The following is a 20,847-nucleotide window of genomic DNA, read 5'->3' on the forward strand; positions in this document are numbered from 1 at the left end:
CGATCGCGGATTTGAGGCAATGCTTCGCGATTACTTTACTTTGCGACCATGAAAGTATTCGCAATGACAGTATAACGTAATTGCGTAACACCCAACCCCACCGATCACTTGAACAAGCCAGCAATCGCTGGACCTATTAAACCTCGCTCGCAGGAAAGTCAGCAATAATTTACGTGCGATCGCCCGCGTGCAATTGTGGCGAAAATCTGGGAAACAATTATGATCAAGCAAAGATTCCAATTATTTAATTTGTCCACAGGAAGCGGCACGCACCGCCCCGCTTTCCTCCCCCACTCCTCTAGTATGTCGGACGGGGGTCTCCAGCGGAAAGACAAATGAGTTACTGCACCAATCCTAATTCCCAGAATCCCCAAAATCTAGATCGCGCGACAGTATGCAAAAGTTGCGAGTCGAACTTGCTGCTAAAAGGCCGCTACCGAGTCTTTCACACCCTCGGTCAAAGTCTCACTTGCCGCACCTTCTTAGCAGTCGATGAAGACCAACCTTCGCACCCCCGTTGCGTCATTCAACAGTTCTGCGGCTCAGCAGCCGCCGCAGACGGTGGCACACACCAAAACCGGGCATTTGGCGGCTCTGCCTCAGTTCTCGACGAGTTGGGCAAACATCCCCAAATACCGAAACTGCTGGCATCTTTTGAAGTCGAAGGCTGCCAGTATTTAGTGCAAGAATACATCGAAGGCCGTAATTTAGCCGATCGGCTTTCAGAAAAAGGTGTTGTTAAAGAAATTCAAATTTGGTATCTGCTGAGCGAATTGTTGCCAGTCCTGCAATTTGTTCACGAAAATCAACTGATTCACGGAGATATCAAACCGTCCAATATTATTCACCGCAAAACTCCCCAAGCATCCCCAGCGTTGGCAGGGAAAGAGGATCTACATCCCCTATCCCAGGAAAGTGCCGGGCTAGTTTTAGTCGATTTCGGGGCGGCAATTCCGGCAAACAGCGGGCCGCTGAAAACAAAAACGGTGACAGGTTCTGCGGAATACGCGGCCCCGGAACAAATTAAAGGCCAAGCGATTAAAAGCAGCGACATCTACAGTTTGGGCGTCACTTGCATTCACTTGTTAACGGGAATGTCGCCCTTTGATTTGTTTGACATCAAAGCCGAAAGTTGGGCCTGGAGGCATTATTTGAAAGTACCGGTTTCGGGGCGACTCGGCCGCATTCTGGATAAAATGGTGCAGCGAGAACCATCAAAACGCTATCGCTCAACCGAGGCAATTCTCACAGACATGAAATACGGCCCGGCACCGGTAGACGTGATTCTCAGCAAACCCAAGTGGACTTTGGCCATGTGGGGAGGAGCGACGGTTGCCCTGCTGTCCGTCGTGCTGGGTTCTCGCTTGCCATCTCCAGAACCGCAGGCTTTCACTTCTTCTGAGCCTGTTTCTACCATTCCTGAAATTCGGTTCAATCCGCCCCCCATGCAGGATTTCAGCAGTGGTGGTGAGTCGCAGTCCGGGCCGGCAGTACGCACTCTGGCGGATCAACACAAAAACCCGGTTTGGGCGGTTGCAGTTGCTCCCCAGGGCCGCGTGATAGTCAGCGGGAATAACGACGGTACAATTCACCTGCTGCACAAGCGTCACGGCAAGCTGCTCAAGGTTTTAACAGGACATTTGGGGCCGGTGTGGTCGGTGGCTGTCAGTCCCGACGGCAGGACGATCGCCAGCGGCAGCGCTGACGGTACGATTAAATTGTGGAATTTCTATTCGGGCAAGTTAATTCGGACTTTGGACGGACACACAGACGGCGTGTTCTCGGTGGTTTTCAGTCCTGACAGCCAGACCGTGGCCAGTGTTGGTAAGGACAAAACTTTGAAGCTGTGGGAAGTCCAAGGCGGGGCCGAGTTGGAAACTCTTAAGCGGGTTTTTGATGAGGTGCAGTCGGTGGCTTTCAGTCCCGATCGAGAAACTTTGGCGATCGGCAGCAGCGACGGTAAGATCAACCTGTGGAACTGGCAGACTGGGGAATTGAAAGAAACTCTTTGGGGTCATTCCGAGGGGGTTTGGTCTCTGGCCATCAGCCCGGACGGTCAAACTCTCGCCAGTGGCAGTTGGGACAAGACGGTGAAGTTGTGGGATATCAGCACAAATAATCAGTTCCGGCAGGCCAACGGTTCTCTGCTACGGACTTTGATCGGCCATTCCGACAAGGTTAAGTCCTTGGCTTTCAGTCCCGACGGAGACAAACTCGCCAGCGCCGATTTGAGCGGGACTATCAAGCTGTGGCGCATGAGTTCCGGCGATATCGCGGGCACGCTGAAGGGTCATTCTACTTGGGTGGAATTGGCTTTTAATCCTCAAGACAAAACTCTGATCAGTGGCAGTTTTGACGACACGATTAAGGTGTGGCGACTGTCTCCTTAATTTTTTCGATCGCCCGTTCAATTAATTTTTGAACAGCTAGGGCGATCGAACATTTAGCTAATTTATCTATCAACACTTCCGACAGTTTCAATGCTGACGAATGGGGTGTTAGAAACCCGGTTCCTAGGATTTTTAGTAACAAGAACGAGAAATCTACTGAGCAACCGGGTTTCAGAGCGTCAAGAGTGCGTCCAGGACTTTGCTGGCTTTGATAGGGGTTCCCTAAAACCCCTATTCTACGGTTGGTAATCAAAAACTGTCCGAAGTGTTGGTACAGAAATAAATCTCAAATCTCAAACAGTCAGAATCTTCTGATAAATCGCGGTTGCTAACTAACACTTGTGGTAAAGTAGTTTCGGCTGTTAAAGTAAAATCTATGACCGCAAATTCCGAGTTAACAGAGCAGTATTTGTCAGCGGGCGATAGCCTTCAGAAATCAGGAAAACTTGAGGAGGCGACCGCCCAATACGAAAAAATACTAGCCCTCGATCTCGATCAGGCTATTGCACACACCAAGATAGCTGATATTTATTATACACAACAGAAATATGCCGAGGCGATCGCCTCCTGTTACCAAGCACTTCGCCAGCAACCCAATTTCGCCGCCGCCTACAAAACCCTAGGCAATATCTTGCAAGCCCAAGCCAAAATAGACGCAGCGATTCGCGCATACTCAAAGGCGATCGAATGTGATCCTAATTTTGTCGAAGCCTATGTTAACTTGGGCAGTATGTTTTACAAACAAGGCCAGCTTGATGACGCCATAATGTACTATCAAAAATCTATTGCTCTTCAACCAGATTTAGCCGTCGCTTATTGGAATTTAGGCAAAAGTTTGGAAGAGCAAGGGCGAATCAATGAAGGTTTATTTTATCAAAAAAAAGCTCTAAATTTACAGCCGGAGTTAGAAGGTAGAAGCAATTCAGTAAAAAATAACACTTACTGAAGAGGAATGTTATAGTCAAAATAATTCACTCATTAACGATGCAAGCTGGATCAACATGGAAATTAGCCAGAATCCGCTCGAATTCCTAACGGCTAAAGTACAAGAAACTGTTGCCGATACCCAAAACTTAGCCAACAAAATCGCTGCTAAAGTTGAGGAAAGTGCAACTGTATTAACGGCGTGGGTACAATCAACGCCCAGTTCAATTGTTAGTGCCGGGGCGATCGCCAGTCAAGAAGCTTTTAAAATAGCACACAACATCCGTTTTGAGAACCTGCCAATAAATCTGCAATCGAAATTTGCTAGGGCTGGGATGCGTGACGGAATGCGAAATGTTCAAGAAGCAGTAAAAGTATTTGAATCCATACCCGCCCAAATTCGTGCCCAAGGCCCAGAAGCAATTCGCAACTTCTGTCAAGATAAAGATTGGAGTCACATCCAAGCCCACGTCAATGGAGGCGGAAGCGAAGCTGCTAACGGGATTTTTGAATATTTTTGGGTGAATCGTGCTCGCGGTGGTGCAGACATGACTGCCGCAGAATTAGCAGTCGCTAAGCAAGTTTTAGCGGATGCAGCATTTAAAGCAGCAGTTGCCGAAATCGTTGGGGCTGCAATGAAAGGGGCGATCGCCGCTGCAGTAATTGAGTTAATATTTTCTATCTTAGAAAACTCGCTATTGTGCGTTGAAGGCAAAATTACGCAGTCAGAGTTAGTCGAACAAGTCGCCACTGCCACCGCCAAAGCTGGCATTGCTGGCGGTGTTATTACTGGCATTCTCTTAACACTGTGCATGATATTTCCCCCCATTGCCGCGCTTTTAGGTGCCGCAGCGATGCCCTTGGCGGTGGCAGGTATTGGTTTTATGGGAATTCGCGCCTGGGAAATCTTTTGTCACGGCGATCGACTATTTGGTATTGCTGAACAAACACAAAAATTTCTGGGGATGACTGAAGCGACAACTTAAACAGTTGAAAGTTGACAGTTATGATACCCGAATCAAACCGTTTATGAAGCGCGGATTTAAGACTCTATTCATTAGCTTATTTATGTCCGCGCTTTTGGGTGGCGGTTGCTTGTAGCAAGATTTTCAGATGATTGGGAAACATAAATAGTATGGATTCAGTAGCAAAAACTCAAGATCAGCAGCATCCGCAATACAAGCGCGATCGAGCCAGTGTCAATACTTTATTAGCAGGAGAAGCAACCGACTACAATTTATCGGAATTAGCAAGATTAATAATTCGCTACCGAGGCTTTCCCGGCGCTAGAGATATTCAATCAGACTTAGAAAAAGTCCTGCAAAAATGGAATCATACCGAAGAAACTCTTTACCAACAAACCCGTCAAATTCACGTCAAAGGTGAAGTTTATAGAAAGCAAAAAAGCGATCAAGAAGATTGGGTCTAATCAAGTCAACAGTCAACAGTTAACAGTCAAGTGTTAACTGTCAACTGTTAACTATTTTCAAACCATCTCTGGCGAAACTTGCATTGCCGGCTGGGGCTGGAACTGGAACAGCGAATAAACCACATTGCGGCGGATATCCGTCATCATGTCCAAAAACAGCTCGTAACCTTCAGTTTTGTACTCAATCAGCGGATCTTTCTGGCCGTAACCACGCAGCCCTACAGACTCGCGCAAAGCATCCATTTGTTGCAAGTGTTCCCGCCACAAAGTATCAATTTGCTGCAAAATAAAGAACCGTTCCGCATCTCGCATCAATTCAGCTCGGATTGCATTAACTTCCGATTCTTTCATGTCGTAAGCATTGCGGACTTGTTCGTGCAAGAAACTTTTAATTTCCTCAACTGACAAATCTTCTAGCTGATCCGGTGTCATGTCAGCGAGCAGATAAACAAATTCTTTCACCTTGCTCACAAGTTTGTCGAGTTCCCATTCTTCCGAAGGTAAATCGGGATTTATGTATGCTCCCACGATGTCGTCCATCGTCTGTTCGGCATACTTAATTACCTGTTCTTTGGAGTCCAAACCTTCCAATACTCGGCGGCGTTCTGCATAGATTGCTCGACGCTGATTGTTCATCACTTCGTCGTATTCAAATACCTGCTTGCGGATGTCGTAATAGTAGGTTTCGACTTTTTTCTGAGCGCCTTCGAGGGAACGAGTTAGCATTCCAGATTCGATCGGCATATCTTCCTCAACACCGAAAGCCTTCATCAAACCAGCCACCCGTTCGCCGCCAAAAATCCTCAGCAAATTGTCTTCCAAACTCAAGAAAAACCGGGTAGAACCAGGGTCTCCTTGGCGTCCCGCCCGGCCGCGCAACTGATTGTCGATCCGGCGCGATTCGTGGCGTTCTGTACCGATGACGTGGAGCCCTCCCAGCTGCACGACTTCATCGTGTTCGGTGCTGGTAAAAGCATCGTACTCGCTGCGAGTTAAATTGTAAGCTTCCCGCAATTTTTGAATTACCGGGTCTTTTGTCGGTGCTTTTTCCGAAGCTATAGCCACGATATCATCGGCTTGCAATTCCGAGAGCGATCGCTCCCCGTACTCTTTCACCGCCAATTCCACGGCCGCCTTGAGCATTTGCTCGGCATTTTTCGATAGCTGCGTCGGGAAAATCTGCGCCGAAGCTTTCCAAGACTTTACCTTTTTCGTAGTCGGGGCAAAACCTTGAGGTGCGGGGCGACCACTAATACCCGGTACTTGCACCACCGAAAATCCGTCCTCATCCTCGGGTTGCACGATCCGGGGCATAAAATACTCCCGCAACTTCAGGCGCGCCATGTACTCAGAATTACCGCCCAAAATAATATCAGTACCGCGTCCCGCCATGTTTGTCGCGATCGTCACAGCGCCTTTGCGTCCGGCTTGAGCAATAATTTCTGATTCCCGCTCCACATTTTCCGGTTTAGCGTTGAGCAAATTGTGAGGAATTTTGCGTTCCAGCAGCAGCCGCGACAGCAACTCCGACTTTTCCACACTTGTCGTGCCCACCAGCACCGGCCGGCCGATCTCGTGCATTTCTGCACAGTCTTGGGCGATCGCATTCCACTTCCCAGCCTCCGCCTTGTAAACCATATCCGAAAGGTCAGTGCGGCTCGTAATCCGGTTAGTAGGAATCAGCGTCACTTCCAGATTGTAAATCTTCTCAAACTCCGTCTCTTCAGTCTTCGCCGTCCCAGTCATCCCCGACAGCTTCGGATAAAGCAAAAAGAAATTCTGATAAGTAATCGTCGCCAGCGTCTGAGTTTCCGGCTGAATTTCCGCCCGTTCCTTGGCTTCGATCGCCTGGTGCAAACCGTCACTCCAGCGCCGTCCCGGCATCACCCGGCCCGTAAACTCATCGACAATCACCACTTCGCGATCGGCATTGACGATGTAGTTAATATCCTTAATAAACAATTCCTTCGCCTTAATCGCATTAAAAATGTAATGCGCCCAAGGGTCAGCCGGGTCGTACAAATCCGTAACGCCCAACAAATTCTCAGCTTCACCAAATCCTTCATCGGTCAATAGCACATTCCGAGCTTTTTCGTCAACCTCGTAATGTTCTTCATTTTCCTTTCTCAGGGAAGCAGCCACCTCAGCCGCCCGCATGTACTTCTCACTAGGGCGTTCCACCTGGCCCGAAATAATCAGAGGCGTCCGTGCTTCATCAATCAGCACCGAGTCAACTTCGTCAATCACGCAAAAATTAAAAGGACGCTGCACTACATCTTCCATGACAGTAGCCATGTTGTCCCGCAAATAGTCAAAGCCGACTTCGCTGTTAGTCGCGTAGGTAATATCGCAGTTATAATTTTTCTTTCGTTCCACCTGATCCATGCCCTGCTGAATCAGTCCCACAGTCAATCCCAGGAAGCGGTGCACCTGTCCCATCCATTCCGCATCCCGCCTTGCGAGATAATCGTTGACGGTGATGATGTGTACGCCTTTACCGTTGAGGGCGTTGAGGTAAGCCGGCAGCGTCGCCACCAAAGTTTTGCCCTCACCGGTTTTCATTTCGGCAATTTGGCCTTTGTGGAGGATGATGCCGCCGAGGAGTTGGACATCAAAGTGGCGCAGTCCCAAAACCCGCTGTCCCGCTTCCCGCACCACTGCAAAAGCTTCCGGCAAGATTTCGTCTAGGATCTCTTTTTCTTCGTTGAGAGAGCTAGCTTTTGCCAGACGTTGTTGAAACTCGGCCGTTTTCCCTCTGAGGCCGTCGTCTGAGAGTGCGCGGAAGTCTTCTTCCAAAATATTGATATCAGCTACCCAAGGCTGAAATTTTCTCAGTTTGCGCGCGTTGGGATCGCCTAGCAGATTTTTAAACATGGCAGGAGAGGCAGATTTTTAATAATTTAGCTATTAGCTTTCAGGGTTACGGGCTGTAGTGTTAGCCACAACATATACCCTCCCCGATTGTAGCAACCATTGGCTCAGAAGAAGGAGTCGTCGGGGGCGATCGCTCGATTTTGGATTTGAGATTTTGGATTGAACTTGGTGAAGGTGGGTCACGATCACAACTCAGGTATATGTGCTTACTGACAATTGCAGGGCGTAACAGGCATCTTGCCTGTTCCATAAGAGATTAATGTTTTTGTGGGATTAATTTCCGCAAGAGGCAAGATGCCTGTTCCACAAGAAATCAGAGATTAATGTTTTTGTTGCACTAATTTCAGTAACAGGCAAGATGGCTGTTCCACAAAAAATCAGTGTTTTTGTGGGGAGTAGGAGTGGGCCCCCAGAGCCTTGCCCGATCGCTCTTATTGAAAATGCTGTCAAATCTCAGGTCTGATTAACCCTAGTTTTAAACAGGCCTGGGCACTTCGTAAGTTAAAAAGTCATAGGCCATTTTCGTATTGGGAAAAATAGCCTGCGCTTCCTTGAGCAAATCATCCAGGACGATCGCATTCCCTGGAGCATAGCGCGGGCTAAAATGCGTCATAATTAACTGTTTCGCCCCAGCAATCAAAGCAACTTGAGCCGCCATTGTTGAAGTTGAATGCAGGCGATCAAATGCCATTTGAGCATCTTGATGAGCAAAAGTAGCTTCATGAACCAACAAATCAGCATCCTTGGCCAATTCCACGGCCCCCTCACAAAAAACCGTGTCAGTACAATATACAAACTTGCGCCCGATTTGATCCGGGCCACAAAAATCAGTACCTTTAAACTGTCGCCCGTCCTCTAACTTTACCGTCTTTCCTTGTTTTAATTGACCGTAAAGCGGCCCCGAAGGAATACCCACAGCCTTTGCTTTTTCAACATCAAAATGTCCCGGACGGTCTTTCTCAGTTACTCGATAACCAAAAGCAGTAACTCGGTGCTTCAAAGGGCCGCAGCTAACAATATATTCGTCATCTTCATAGATGACTCCCTCGTGAATTTTGTGTACCTTAACCGGGTAAGAAAAATGAGTTTGAGAATAGCGAACACCAGCTTGCAAATATTCTTCAAGTCCCGGAGGCCCGTAAAGATCGATGCGCTTGACATTCCCCGCCAAACCGCAGCTAGCCAGCAAACCCATTAAGCCAAAAATGTGGTCGCCATGCAAGTGAGTGATGAAAATGCGGCTTAGTTGGCTGACTTTGAGGTCGCTGCGGAGAAACTGGTGCTGAGTTCCTTCGCCGCAGTCAAACAGCCAGAGTTCCGCTCGCTGGGGCAAGCGGAGGGCGATGCTGGAAACGTTGCGCGATCGCGTGGGTACGCCGGAGCTTGTTCCGAGAAATGTAATCTGCAAGAGTCAAATCACCTCAATTAAAGTTAAAAAATATGTTACATATATCCTGAGTGCGGTCAATCCGCCATTCAGGAAATAGTCGCAGGCAGGAACCGGGATAAATCGCTGTTCCTGCGAACATCTATTCGCTAAAATCATTTTTGACAAGCGCACAGAGTGATCAACCCAATTCTAACGTTTTGTTTCTTCCGTTCCCCTTCCTTTTTCCCTCCCATTCCCTTGCCTTAAAAATTCTTAAACTCATACAGCACAGGAGGAAAATTTTCAAATGCAGTCAGGAGTATTTTTTGCTTCCGTTTTTTCGACATTAAAAAAACGCTACTTTGGGATTTCGCTGTTGTTTTGGCTGGTAATGGTAGCCCCAGCACAGGCCGCGCTGATCTTGCGAGTTGCGGTACAAGACGGGGCAAGTCAGGTAAAAGTCGGCAGTTCTACTAAGGCTGCAATCCGCGACGGTAGCGGGCGTAATTTGGGCGAACTGTCGGCAAACAGTTCTCAGTCAGCTCAATTTCGATCGGGAACAGTGGCGATCGGTCGCTGGGCCGCCAACCAAGTTTGGATCGAGCCGACGGGGAACGGTTATGTTTGGATTGGCGATCGTTGGTATCGGGGACGCACGCTTCTAGTTCCCCAAAAAGGAGGCTTGACTGCCATCAACTACGTCAATATCGAACAATATCTCTACAGCGTTCTCGGCGCCGAGATGAGTGGCAATTGGCCTCAAGAGGCTTTGAAAGCCCAAGCAGTCGCCGCCCGTTCCTACGCTATCCACCAGCGCCTGAAAAGCGAAACCGACCTTTACGACGTGGACAGCACTCAGTATTCGCAGGTTTACAAAGGATTGCAAACAGAATCTTCTGGCACTTATTCCGCAGTCGATGCAACCGCTGGTCAAGTTCTGGCCTACAACGGTCAAATTATTTTAGCCGCTTTCCACTCTGCGTCTGGGGGACATACTGAAAATGTCGAGGATGTTTGGACGGAACCTCTGCCTTACCTGCGTGCTGTTCCTGACTTCGACCAAGGGGCGCCGGTTTACCAATGGAAAGAAAATTTTTCTCGGGCTCAAATCAGCAGTAAGATTTCTGGCGTGGGCAATGTGATCTCGATGAAGCCAGAACGGACTACCGCTTACGGCAGCGTTTTGAGGATGAAAGTAGTTGGAGATGGCGGTTCTAGGGTCATGACAGGCGCAGATTTACGCCGGGTTTTAAATTTGAGGAGTACGCGGTTTACCGTGATTCCTCAGTATGGGGGTGGTCGGAACCCAAGGAACAGTGGCCAAACTCCTACGGGTTTTCAAGTTGCTGGCAAAGGTTTCGGCCATGCTGTAGGAATGAGTCAGTGGGGGGCATACAATTTGGCCAGACAAGGATACGGCTACCAGCAGATTTTGTTGCATTATTACCGGGGTGCTACTTTGGCTAGAATTGCAGTCCAGTAACTGCTGGGAATTGGGAATTGGGAATTGGGAATTGGGAATTGGGAATTGGGAATTGGGAATTGGGCCGAAAAGCATTGGTAATTGGTAATTGGGAATTGAGCCGAAAAGCATCTTCGCCGAAAAGCATTGGTTATTAGAGCCAACAACAAATAACCAATAACTACTAACTACTGCCAACTGCCAACTGCCAACTAACTACATTAAGGATTGCTATGCAAAAGTGGGAGTATTTATTTGTGGATGCGAATATGTATCCTTTTGGAAACAAGCTGATTAGTTTATATGTAAACGGTGAAGAACAGCGAGATTGGAAACAAGGCTCGCTGCATCTATTTGTCAATCATTTGGGGGAGGAGGGATGGGAACTTGTGGCTCTGGATCACGACTCGAAGTATGACCAAAATTGTTTGATTTTTAAACGCCCTAAGCTTATTTAATAAAACTCGGAGTATAAAAAATTATGACATCAATAAAAATTGATATTTTCGACAATTATTAAGAAAGAGCTAAAAGCCCGTTCCCAACAAAGGTATTTGGCGTTGCTGATTTACGGTATGAAACACTAAATATGCCCGTCATAGAAAGCAGTAGCCACAAAGCTTTTGGATTTTAAAGTTATTTTTTCATACCCTGATTAAACAAGACCCGATATTTTATTTTGGAACAGGCATACTACCTATTCTTGATAAGGGTGCGAGATTTTAGTGCAACCTAACTTAACAACAAAAAACAGTTTTTTCATTAGTATTACAAGTTGTCCGAGCGATCGATCCTGCGCTGCCATTCGGCATCTATTTTGGCTGACTGTTCTAGTTCTTGTTGGGTTAATTCTGTTTCTGTTGTATAAGCTAAGTCTTCTCCAGTCAGAACGTTTTCTGCTGCAAATTTCCGAGCGTAGACCAGTTTTTTGAGCAAGTTGGCATCGGGTTCGTTTAATAACATTGCTCGCTGCTGACGCTTTTGATTGCGGGCTTCTATGCGGCTATTTTTCCACTGAATCCAGAAGTAGCGAATTAAAGGAATTGCGAGAAATCCGACGCCGTAAATCAGGATCATGGGATAAACAGCGCTGACGAAACCGATAAATCCACCTGCGATTAAATTATTAGTTAATAGATTTCCTAAAACTAACGCACCGACAAGATTGACGGCTCCTAACCCTGCTGCGAGCATGATTTGGCCGGAACTGGCGTTGCTGAAACGCCACAGCATTTCTCGCAAATAAGCTGCTACTGGTTCAGAATTTCTCTCGGTGGCTGTGGTTTGCAATTGCGGGAAGTGGTAGACTATTTGCCCTTCGGGACTGACTTCGGGGCGGCCGTCAAAACGGGCGAGGGCCGGTAACATATATTCTTGGTATTCTCGGGCGTATCCTTGTCCGAGATTGTCGAGATACGGGGCAATTTGTTCGGCGGCGACTGCACCTCGGTTGTTGCGAATTGCAGTCGCAATATCGCTCCACTTGCGCTCTTCTAGATTGTTATTGGGATTGCCGTCTCCAAATATAAAGGAGAAAACTGCTTCTAGAAAACTCATCTGGGGTTTTTGACCAGTTAAGCGCGATCGCTGCTGGTAGTATGGTTGGTCATGGTTCCAGTAAAATATCCAGATTAAATCGTTCCAGAAGTAGGGAAAAAAGAAAAAGCCGCCGCCTCTGCCGCCCCCGCCACCACCGTCTCCTCCTCCTCCGCCATTATTGTCGCTGCCGCTGGAGAGTAAAATCGTGATAGCAACAAAAATTAAGAGGATAGAAGCTACCAGCACTATGCCGAAAGATATCCGAATCAGATAAAATAAAATGCGCCAGATTTTTTGCCACCATTCCTGCAACTGCAAGCGCAAGAATTTGTTTCGCAAAATATCTCGAAAGTTTTTGGGAAATAGGTAGGCAATGTCGCCGGATTCTGCTACTTGCAGGTTGCCGCCTGCTTCGGAGGCGAGGGTTAACAGTTCTCGCTGGGCAAAATTGATATCTAATCCAGCTTTTGCCGCCACGTCTCCAACCGTAACGCGGTAGCCAAGTTGTTCGACGGCTTGCATAATGGTGGGATTCGGAGCCATAGGTTTCTCTCTGTGAAAATTACCCGGTTATTTTTATTATATATTGCGGGAATTCGAGCTGGTTTTGGCGATCGGGTTTCTGATTTTTTTTGAGGCTGCCCTTGACTTTGGGGCAAAATATTGCTAGTGTTTTGCCGAATAACTTTTAAGTATGGGCTGAACTCGGATAGCTTAATAAAACTTTGTGATTGAATTTCTCCTCGGCATTTGCTTTTGCTTGTTTGCTCTGAGGGTCAACGAGGGGGATGGTGGGTACTGTTAGTAGGGTACGGGGCGCGCGATCGCGCGTTGGCATTAGTTTTCGCAATCCGAAGGAAAGCCATCGAAGAGGATTGCCCCTGCACCATCGAGCAGAAATTTTTCCGTCGGTGCGGGTTTTTGTAAGTTTTGTGTAGAGTGCGAGAGAGAGGTTAAAGAAATCTGGTTTTTTTGCAAGTCTTGCAAGACTTATATAAAATAGATAGAGCTTGCGCGGGTGTTAAACCCAAGGGCGTGTTTTAAGGTTCGCAGTTGCGATCGACTAAACTTTTTAGCGCCCTCAACACAACGGCCCACTACAACAGTGGCGCAATTATTAATAGGAAAACTTTACAGGCTAATTTTTCTGATTAGCCACTAACCAAAGAATCGCATATGCCAAGAACTCAACGCAACGATAACTTTATTGACAAAAGTTTCACGGTAATGGCTGATATCATTTTGAAGATGATGCCGGCGAAAAAGCAGGCGAAGGAAGCTTTTGCTTATTACCGGGATGGTATGTCAGCTCAAGCAGATGGCGAATATGCTGAAGCGCTGGAAAATTATCATGAAGCGCTGAAGCTGGAGGAAGATCCTTACGATCGCAGTTATGTCTTGTACAATATGGGGCTGATCCATACTAGCAACGGCGAACACGATAAAGGTTTGGAATATTACAGCGAAGCCCTGGAACTCAATCCGAGAATGCCACAAGCGCTGAATAATATTGCTGTGATTTACCACTATCAAGGGGAAAAAGAAAAGGAAGCAGGCAATCTTGAAGCGGCGGAAGGGCTGTTTGATAAAGCTGCCGATTATTGGAAGGAGGCTATTCGCTTGGCCCCGAACAATTACATTGAGGTGCAAAATTGGCTGAAGACGACAGGTAGAGCGCAAATAGATGTGTATTTTTAACCTCAGTTGTTAGCTACAAGAAGCCTGATTGGGTAAACAGAAAGTTGTGGGTTTTAAGTGTTGAGTAGTGAATTGAAAACTCTTTTACTTAAAACTTACAAATCCCCAGTCAAAACTACTCACTAATTCCCAATTACAGATTTTTATGATTGACAGAGAAGAAGTTCGCAAAGTAGCGAATTTAGCGAGATTGGAATTAACGCCGGAAGAAGAAGAGCAGTTTACTGGTCAACTTAACGGTATTTTGGATTATTTCGAGCAGTTGAGTGAACTAGATACGAGTAAGGTGCAGCCGACTACGCGGGCGATCGATGTTAGTAATGTAATGCGATCGGACGATTTGCAACCTTTTGCTAAGGGAGAAAGTATTTTGGAGGGAGCTCCCGATCGCGATGGGGAGTTTTTTAAAGTGCCTAAGATTATGTAGGGTTCCCCCTACGCACCTAACTGAGGAAAATCTCTTGAGGGGCGGGCTAGCAATGCCTACCCCAAAAGCTGATTAAATTAACTGTCGAACAGGTAATAAGTAAGCCCGGTAGAAGCCACCTCACAAGCCGATTAAACTGATAGAAAATCAACACAATCTCACTCATAGTGATAAATCTGTAACGTTCATTTTTGGGGTGACAAATATTCATGTATGTATTAATTGGTGGAGCAGGAATGATGGGGCTGGGTTTAGCCCAGCAGCTATTAAAACTCGGTCATACGGTGGCAATCATCGATGCCGACCCGCTTGCTTGTCGCTTTGCTCGTGAAAAAATCGGAGTGATGGCCTTTGAAGGCAGTGCAGTGAGCACAACGGTTCTTCTGGAAGCGGGAATTAAACAAGCAAACGCAGTCGTTGCAGCACTCAGGGATGATGCACTGAATTTAGCGCTGATCACCCTATCCAGGAGCTATGGCATTTCCCATATTGTGGTGCGAATGCGCGATCGCGAATTCATGGAAGCCTATCGACTTGCCGGAGCCAGTCACATCATCAGCACTATTGATTTGGCAGTTGCATCAATGGCGAATGCGATTGAATACCCCCAAATCGAGTCTATGATGCACTTTGAACACGGGCAAGTCGAGGTACTAAAGCTGCCAGTTCCAGGCGATTGCAAGGTGGCAGGTCGCACCGTTGCTCAAATTGCTCAAGACCCTCGTTTTCCAACAGGTTCGCTGATTATTGGTTATCAATGCCATGCCTGCGCCAATCTGGAGATTCCGAACGGCAATACTGTTCTTGAAGCAGGTTCTACCATCTTGGTCGTCACCCGTCCAGAGCTAGTTCACCACATGATTGATTACCTCGGCATTCGCGCTAGTCATCTGCCAACGTTAGAAGTTTCTCATCCAAATCTTTGATGTAAGGATGAACCAGATCCTCTGGAACAATTCGCTTGCGGAGCGCATCGCTAACGGCTCCTTTTTCTGCTATAAGCAATCGCCGTCGAATCTTATCTAGCCCGCTGCCATCTCCCTGTAATTGCCCTGCCCGATGTTGATTGTAGAGATCGCGCAGCACTCGCTCAGAGTGTGCTACTCGTGCTTGATATGATGCCCATAACTCCTCGTAAACTGCCTTCGGCAACACGCCAGATTTCAGCAAACTATCTAGCTCATCTTGAGCCGCTTTGGAAGCAATCAACTGAATCTGTAACTGCCCAGCTTCCTGCATTACATCAGAAACACGGCTAATTTTTAGTCGTTTTACCATCCACGGTAAACTTAATCCCTGTCCGACCAAGGAGAATAAAACTGCACCGAACACCAGGGCAATGATGTTATCCCGTCCTGGTAGAGTCAAGGGAATCGTAACAGCTAAGGCCATTGATAGAGACCCTTTAATATTCCCTAAAACCAAAATGTGCTGCCAGCGTAGGGGAATGGGGCGATCGAACCAACGCAGCCCCGCTAATAACAAATAGACCGAGAGAATCCGTCCCAGTTGATAGGCCAGAATGACCAATAAAATGGATGGCAAAATTCTCCACAGCGTCAGCGGGTTAATTTCAATTCCAATCAGCAGGAAAATAAACGTATTGACACCAAAACCAGCGTATTCCCAGAAACTCAGCAAGGTAATCCGATCCGAGGCAGACGAACTGCGAGGCAGCCCAAGGTTGCCAAAAACAAGTCCGGTGATGACCACCGCCACTGCGCCCGATACGCCTAAAAATTGTCCGATTTGGAAGGTTCCCAATGCGAGAGCGACGGTTAGCAAAAGGCTACTCAACGGATCGTTTAAGCGAACAAATATCGGCACGCTCAAGTAACCTAAAACACCCCCGACCACTGCCCCACCTAAGGCAACCACGAGTAGTTCCTTCACCCCTTGTATAGCGGTCAGAGAGCCTGTCGCATAAATGACCAAAACCAAATTAAAGGAAATTAGAGCAGCCGCATCATTGAACAGAGTTTCTCCCTCAACAATGGTGGACAATCGAGAAGGCACACGGATCTCTTTAAAAACCGCGATCATCGAGACTGTATCAGTGTTTGCCAGAATGACTCCGATCAGCAACGCTGGAATCCAGTCTAGCCCCAGCCCAAATTTAACCAGAACAGCGATAATTGCTGAGGAAAAGATAGAGCCTGGACCCGCCAGCAGAGCGATCGGCTTAAAGGTGCTGCGGAGACGGCTGATATCGGTATTGATAGCTGCTTCAAAAATCAGAATTGGTAGGAAAAGATTTAATACTAAAGAGGGGTCTAAACCAATTCGACGCGACAAGACCTCCGTAATGGGCAAGCCTGCTAACACTAAGCCCGTCACATAGGGAATTCGCAACCGTTGGGTTACGAGTGCCACAACAGTTGCAATCAGCAGCAGAATGATCAAGATGATGACCAATTCAGGAATGACTCCTGCCGTTTGGCTATTTGTAGCAGGATTGCTGTCCAAGGGAGGTGGTTGCGCTACAATCGACTCCATCACCGATACTCCTGTCATAAACTCGTTTTCCTCAAAGAAATTGACAGATTAACTACGGTTTTAGTCTACAGGAAACGGTTCACTCTGTTGTACAATTAACTGCAATTTATGTGGTGTATTTGGATGAATGCCGATGAAGCTGAAACAGGATTTCTGGGTGGCTGGGCGATCGGATCGTTTTTAGAGTGCAATTTTTTTGGCAGATCTGGATGATTTCCCAACCCTGACAGGATGCTAATTCCTCTTAATTGTGCTGGTTTTTAATATTTTTTTAACTGTCTCTTCTGAAGCATTGCCGACCCGATCGCTGGGGAGCATCTCAATGAAAGCAGCCAAGCTAGAAATAGGAGTTAGGAGTTAGGAGCCAGGAGCCAGGAGTCAGGAAGAAGGAAGGAAGGAGGAAGAAGAAGTGTTTTTACAAATATGAGATGCTCCCGATCGCTGTTGCCGCTAAGGCGGGTAATGGAAGTTGTCGATCCATATGTCAGGAGTGGGAGAGCGATCGCCCACAGTCATCGACCCTCCAATTTTTGAGTTGATTTTGGACGTTCTGATTCGCGGGACTAAATTCCTCGAAGGTAATCGTCCTTTCTTACCTTGAATTTAGGTAGCATCATACACACGCCACGTCAGAATCTCCCAACGTTTAAGGACAGGTTCAGCAATCACGATCTCATTTTCTCTTGCCTCCATGACGATCAAATAATCTCCCTGGTTAAATCTGCCGTTGTAAATTCTTGCTTGTTCTTCTGGCACCAACCATCCTTGAAGTGCGCCATATAGACCGCCAGCAGTTGCAGCAATCCCACTTCCAACGAAAGTTGCTAAAAGGCTTTCCACCGCTAATGCCTGACCAATACCGGGAATTAGCAGGCTGCTGAGTCCAACAATTAACGCTAGTGAACCTAGTCCTATGCTGCCTAAGATCGCGCCTACTTGTGCACCTGCTGCTCTTGTGATTAAAATTTTCTGCACACCCAGAGAGTCCAGATCACCATTGTCAGAAGGTTTAGCAATCACTGAAATCTTGTGCATGGGGAAGCCCCTGCTTTTTAGCTCAACTAGCGCCTGCTCTGCGTTTCGATGATCAGTAAATAGGCCGCTAGCACGTTTGAGATTTTGGGAATTCATGATAAATATTCAATATTCAACGCTACAAAATTGGTAAATAGTGTGTAAAGCCGCTGTGAAGGGCCGCCTCACAAAAACCACTTAGTTCAGAGGTGCAAAACGCTTTAGCAAAGCTGACAAAGCAATCATGGGCAGTCCGAATCCGATACAAATTAAGCCTTGGATTGTGCTCAAAGCTTCAGTGTCGAATAACTGATTCATAATGCCCCATTGGCTAAACAGGAATTGGAGAATGAAAATAGCCGCAATGCCGATCGCCACAGGATAGCCAACTGATTCATCTTTACCGCGTAGTTTGGCTACGATCGCCGGAACGAAGCGACTGATGCTTAATAGGTAAAAAGCTTCGGCCGCAACCAATGCTTGAATTGCCATCGTCCGGGCTAGAGCTTCATTGCCTGTGGTTTGGACGATCCATTCAAACATCCCAAAGATCACAATCCAGTTAAATACCGAAACTGTCAGAATCCGAGCGGTCAGCCTGCGAGACAGAAGCGGTTCATTTGCCGGTCGAGGTGGATGTTGCATGACATCGGGAGAGGGCGGCTCAAATGCCAACGGTAAGCTCAACGCAACTGAACTGACCATATTCAGCCAGAGAATTTGTACTGGCAAAATGGGTAGTGGGGTTGCCAAAAGTACGGCAATCAAGATGGTCATGGACTCTCCACCATTCACGGGCAGGATGAAGGCGATCGCTCGCAGCAGATTCTTATAAACCGTGCGCCCTTCCTTAACTGCTTTCTCGATCGAAGCAAAGTTGTCATCCGTCAGAATCATATCTGCGGCTTCTTTTGTGACTTCAGTGCCCGTGATGCCCATCGCTACCCCAATATCAGCTTGCTTCAAGGCGGGAGCATCGTTAACTCCATCTCCAGTCATCGCCACAATCTCGCCCTTAGACTGAAGTGCTTCGACAATGCGGAGCTTTTGTTCTGGCGCTACACGAGCAAACACGCAGCTTTGTTCAACAGCATTGGCTAATTCCTGCTGATTCATGTCAGCGAGTTCTGGACCGGTAAAAACGCGAGCCTCTTGGGTTTGATTTAGTCCCATTTGGTGGGCGATCGCTGCTGCTGTTTTGGCATGATCGCCGGTAATCATCTTGACCTGAATTCCCGCAGACCGACAGGCTTGAATCGCTTGAATCGCTTCGGGGCGAGGCGGGTCGATCATGCCTTGCAGACCCACAAAAGTTAACCCTTGCTCAATATCAGAATGCTCAATTGAAGATTGAGAAGCGGGTACAACTTTCTTGGCAAGTGCCAGAACTCGTAACCCTTTTTTCGCCATTCTGTCCACGGTTTGCTCGATCGGCGCCCTGTTGAGGGATCTCGCCTCTCCCTCTTCATCGAGCATCTGGCGACACCGCTGGAGAATTGCCTCAATTGAACCCTTGACATAAATCAATCGTTCTGGACGATCGTCATGTAAGGTTGCCATGTATTGAAACTGAGATTCAAACGGCAGTGTATCGAGCCGGGAAAGCGATTCCTCCAGTTTCTCAGTAATTAACCCCGCTTTTTGGGCTACCGCAACCAGCGCCCCTTCCGTTGGGCTACCGACTACAGTCCAGTTTCCATCTTGCACTTCTAGATGCGAATCGTTGCACAACAGTCCTGCTTGCAGGCATTCATATAAGGCAGGTGCGTTGGTTAAGTCAACGGAATGTCCATTTACAGAAATTTCCCCGTCTGGTACGTATCCTCCACCGCTAACCCGATATCGCTTTCCACCAGCATCAATCTCCTGAACTGTCATTTGGTTCTCAGTCAAGGTTCCGGTTTTGTCGGAACAAATCACGGTGGTGCTGCCGAGTGTCTCAATGGCCGGAAGTTTGCGAATAATGGCGTGCTGCTTTGCCATTTGGGAAACCCCGATCGCCAGTGTCACCGTTAAAATCGCGGGTAAGCCTTCAGGAATTGCGCTGACGGCAAGCGCCACAGATGCCTTGAACACCTCAACCCAAGAAAATCTCTGGGCAATGCCTGCTGCAAAGGTGAAGGCAGCTAAGCCTAAAATTACATAGAGCAAGGTTGTGCTAAATTTGTCAATTTTGCGACTCAGTGGGGTTTCCAGTGTCGTGCTTTGCTGCATGAGTTGGGAGATGTGTCCGGTCTCGGTCATGTCACCAATGCTGACGACGAGTCCGCGTGCCTGTCCAAACGTTACCAGGCTTCCGGTATACGCCATGTTCGTGCGCTCGGCCAGTGCAGCGTCTGCCTCTAGCGCCTGGGATTGCTTCTCAACCGGGACAGACTCTCCCGTTAACCCTGACTCATCGACCTGTAAGTCACGGACTTCGATCAGCCGTAGATCCGCAGACACTTTATCCCCAGAAGACAGCAAGACGAGATCGCCAGGAACCAGTTCGCTGGATGAAACCACTTGCTTTTGACCGTTGCGGAGAATGGTTGCCTCCGTTGCAACAGATTTTGCTAAAGCGGCGATCGCATTCTCTGCCTTTGACTCTTGAACGAAACCAATGGTGGCATTCGTCAGAGCAACCCCAAAAATTACCCCTGAATCAATCCACTCTTTCAGAAATGCTGTCACTATCCCAGCAGCTAACAAAATGTAGATTAGCGGCTGATTCAATTGCTGAAAAAATCGCAACCAGGGACTTTGCTGCTTCGGAGGCGTTAGTTGATTGGGACCGAGGATCTCGCGCCGTTGGGCTGACACGTCGGAAGATAGACCTATTTCCAGGTCAGTCTCTAAAATCCGAGCCACTTTCTCGACACAGAGGTGATGCCAAGAGTGTTCTACTAATTTTTCTACATTCGTTGCAGTCATAACGTTTCTTGTCAAGCCAAGTGCTTCTCTGTTATTTCGTCTTGTTTCTAGCGTCATTGATGAAAGTGAGCCAAAAGTGATGGACTGATTTCTGTTACTCACATTTGGATCACATTTGCTCCTTATACATAGGCAGAGAACCGATTGAGATAGCTTATGGACTTGCCAACCTTAGTTCACTGGATTTGATTTATTGTTGCCTTTTAAGGTTGCAAAAAGCATTCCTTTTGATGGATGACCTATCGTACATTCACTTGTTAAGTTGAAAGGCTCAAAGACTTCATGCTGATGTTTATCGGCAAAATTGCGTTT

Annotated in this window: 18 protein-coding genes; 9 read left to right on the forward strand and 9 right to left on the reverse strand. The window is 47.4% G+C overall.

Annotated elements, in window-relative coordinates; translation table 11 throughout:
- Positions 1-335 precede the first annotated feature (335 nt).
- On the forward strand, positions 336-2,390 hold the full coding sequence (locus tag QUA74_RS19510) for a serine/threonine-protein kinase (RefSeq protein ID WP_333332471.1): 2,055 nt from the start codon (positions 336-338) through the stop codon (positions 2,388-2,390).
- Here the strand turns inward: QUA74_RS19510 and QUA74_RS19515 are convergent.
- Entirely contained in the window at positions 2,365-2,643 is a 279-nt protein-coding gene (locus QUA74_RS19515) for a hypothetical protein (protein WP_333332474.1), read from the reverse strand. The two genes, QUA74_RS19510 and QUA74_RS19515, sit on opposite strands and share 26 nt — an antisense overlap.
- 123 nt (positions 2,644-2,766) lie before the next feature.
- On the opposite strand from QUA74_RS19515, the gene QUA74_RS19520 reads away from it, so the two are divergent.
- From QUA74_RS19520 to QUA74_RS19530, 3 genes are all read left to right on the forward strand, one after another.
- Positions 2,767-3,336, forward strand: a complete 570-nt coding sequence (locus tag QUA74_RS19520; protein WP_333332477.1) for a tetratricopeptide repeat protein — start codon at positions 2,767-2,769, stop codon at positions 3,334-3,336.
- Between the two features lie 55 nt (positions 3,337-3,391).
- Positions 3,392-4,300 (forward strand): hypothetical protein, encoded by a 909-nt coding sequence (locus QUA74_RS19525; RefSeq protein WP_333332480.1) that lies wholly within the window; start codon positions 3,392-3,394, stop codon positions 4,298-4,300.
- A gap of 149 nt (positions 4,301-4,449) precedes the next feature.
- The gene (locus QUA74_RS19530) at positions 4,450-4,743 is read left to right on the forward strand and encodes a DUF3288 family protein (protein ID WP_333332482.1); all 294 of its coding nucleotides are present in this window, start codon (positions 4,450-4,452) and stop codon (positions 4,741-4,743) included.
- Positions 4,744-4,800: 57 nt separating this feature from the next.
- On the opposite strand, the gene secA is transcribed toward QUA74_RS19530, so the two are convergent.
- Both secA and QUA74_RS19540 read right to left on the reverse strand, forming a co-directional pair.
- Positions 4,801-7,617: a preprotein translocase subunit SecA gene (gene secA / locus QUA74_RS19535; RefSeq protein WP_333332485.1), complete on the reverse strand. Its 2,817-nt coding sequence runs from the start codon at positions 7,615-7,617 to the stop codon at positions 4,801-4,803.
- 475 nt (positions 7,618-8,092) lie between these two features.
- Positions 8,093-9,025 carry a ribonuclease Z gene (locus QUA74_RS19540; RefSeq protein ID WP_333332487.1) on the reverse strand — a complete coding sequence of 311 codons (933 nt, stop codon included), beginning with the start codon at positions 9,023-9,025 and terminating at the stop codon, positions 8,093-8,095.
- 268 nt (positions 9,026-9,293) lie between these two features.
- Between QUA74_RS19540 and QUA74_RS19545 the strand changes: the two genes are divergently transcribed.
- Complete coding sequence (locus QUA74_RS19545) at positions 9,294-10,469, forward strand: SpoIID/LytB domain-containing protein (RefSeq protein ID WP_333332490.1); 1,176 nt, start codon at positions 9,294-9,296, stop codon at positions 10,467-10,469.
- On the opposite strand, the gene QUA74_RS19550 is transcribed toward QUA74_RS19545, so the two are convergent.
- Complete coding sequence (locus QUA74_RS19550) at positions 10,450-10,596, reverse strand: hypothetical protein (RefSeq protein WP_333332493.1); 147 nt, start codon at positions 10,594-10,596, stop codon at positions 10,450-10,452. The genes QUA74_RS19545 and QUA74_RS19550 overlap by 20 nt on opposite strands.
- An 85-nt stretch (positions 10,597-10,681) precedes the next feature.
- Here QUA74_RS19550 and QUA74_RS19555 point away from each other — a divergent pair, with 85 nt between their 5' ends.
- Positions 10,682-10,906 (forward strand): hypothetical protein, encoded by a 225-nt coding sequence (locus QUA74_RS19555; RefSeq protein WP_015174403.1) that lies wholly within the window; start codon positions 10,682-10,684, stop codon positions 10,904-10,906.
- A gap of 310 nt (positions 10,907-11,216) precedes the next feature.
- Here the strand turns inward: QUA74_RS19555 and QUA74_RS19560 are convergent, their stop codons facing one another.
- Positions 11,217-12,530, reverse strand: coding sequence for a hypothetical protein (locus QUA74_RS19560; protein WP_333332496.1), 1,314 nt, complete (start codon positions 12,528-12,530; stop codon positions 11,217-11,219).
- A 145-nt stretch (positions 12,531-12,675) separates the two neighbouring features.
- Positions 12,676-12,825: a hypothetical protein gene (locus tag QUA74_RS19565; protein WP_333332499.1), complete on the reverse strand. Its 150-nt coding sequence runs from the start codon at positions 12,823-12,825 to the stop codon at positions 12,676-12,678.
- 338 nt (positions 12,826-13,163) lie between these two features.
- Between QUA74_RS19565 and QUA74_RS19570 the strand changes: the two genes are divergently transcribed.
- The 3 genes from QUA74_RS19570 (at position 13,164) to QUA74_RS19580 (ending at position 15,038) form a co-directional block, all read left to right on the forward strand.
- Entirely contained in the window at positions 13,164-13,685 is a 522-nt protein-coding gene (locus tag QUA74_RS19570; RefSeq protein ID WP_333332502.1) for a photosystem I assembly protein Ycf3, read from the forward strand.
- 145 nt (positions 13,686-13,830) lie between these two features.
- Positions 13,831-14,112 (forward strand): Asp-tRNA(Asn)/Glu-tRNA(Gln) amidotransferase subunit GatC, encoded by a 282-nt coding sequence (gene gatC, locus QUA74_RS19575; RefSeq protein WP_006635952.1) that lies wholly within the window; start codon positions 13,831-13,833, stop codon positions 14,110-14,112.
- Between the two features lie 209 nt (positions 14,113-14,321).
- On the forward strand, positions 14,322-15,038 hold the full coding sequence (locus tag QUA74_RS19580) for a TrkA family potassium uptake protein (protein ID WP_333332504.1): 717 nt from the start codon (positions 14,322-14,324) through the stop codon (positions 15,036-15,038).
- On the opposite strand, the gene QUA74_RS19585 is transcribed toward QUA74_RS19580, so the two are convergent.
- The 3 genes from QUA74_RS19585 to QUA74_RS19595 all read right to left on the reverse strand — a co-directional run bounded on the left by QUA74_RS19585 (position 14,995) and on the right by QUA74_RS19595 (position 20,535).
- Complete coding sequence (locus QUA74_RS19585) at positions 14,995-16,626, reverse strand: sodium:proton antiporter (RefSeq protein ID WP_333332507.1); 1,632 nt, start codon at positions 16,624-16,626, stop codon at positions 14,995-14,997. The genes QUA74_RS19580 and QUA74_RS19585 overlap by 44 nt on opposite strands.
- A 585-nt stretch (positions 16,627-17,211) precedes the next feature.
- A complete protein-coding gene (locus QUA74_RS19590) occupies positions 17,212-17,739 on the reverse strand; it encodes a hypothetical protein (protein ID WP_333332510.1) in 528 nt (175 codons plus the stop codon).
- Between the two features lie 81 nt (positions 17,740-17,820).
- Complete coding sequence (locus QUA74_RS19595; protein WP_333332513.1) at positions 17,821-20,535, reverse strand: cation-transporting P-type ATPase; 2,715 nt, start codon at positions 20,533-20,535, stop codon at positions 17,821-17,823.
- Between the last annotated feature and the right edge of the window lie 312 nt (positions 20,536-20,847).

Source organism: Microcoleus sp. LAD1_D3, assembly GCF_036702135.1.
In the GTDB taxonomy this organism is placed as follows: domain Bacteria; phylum Cyanobacteriota; class Cyanobacteriia; order Cyanobacteriales; family Microcoleaceae; genus Microcoleus.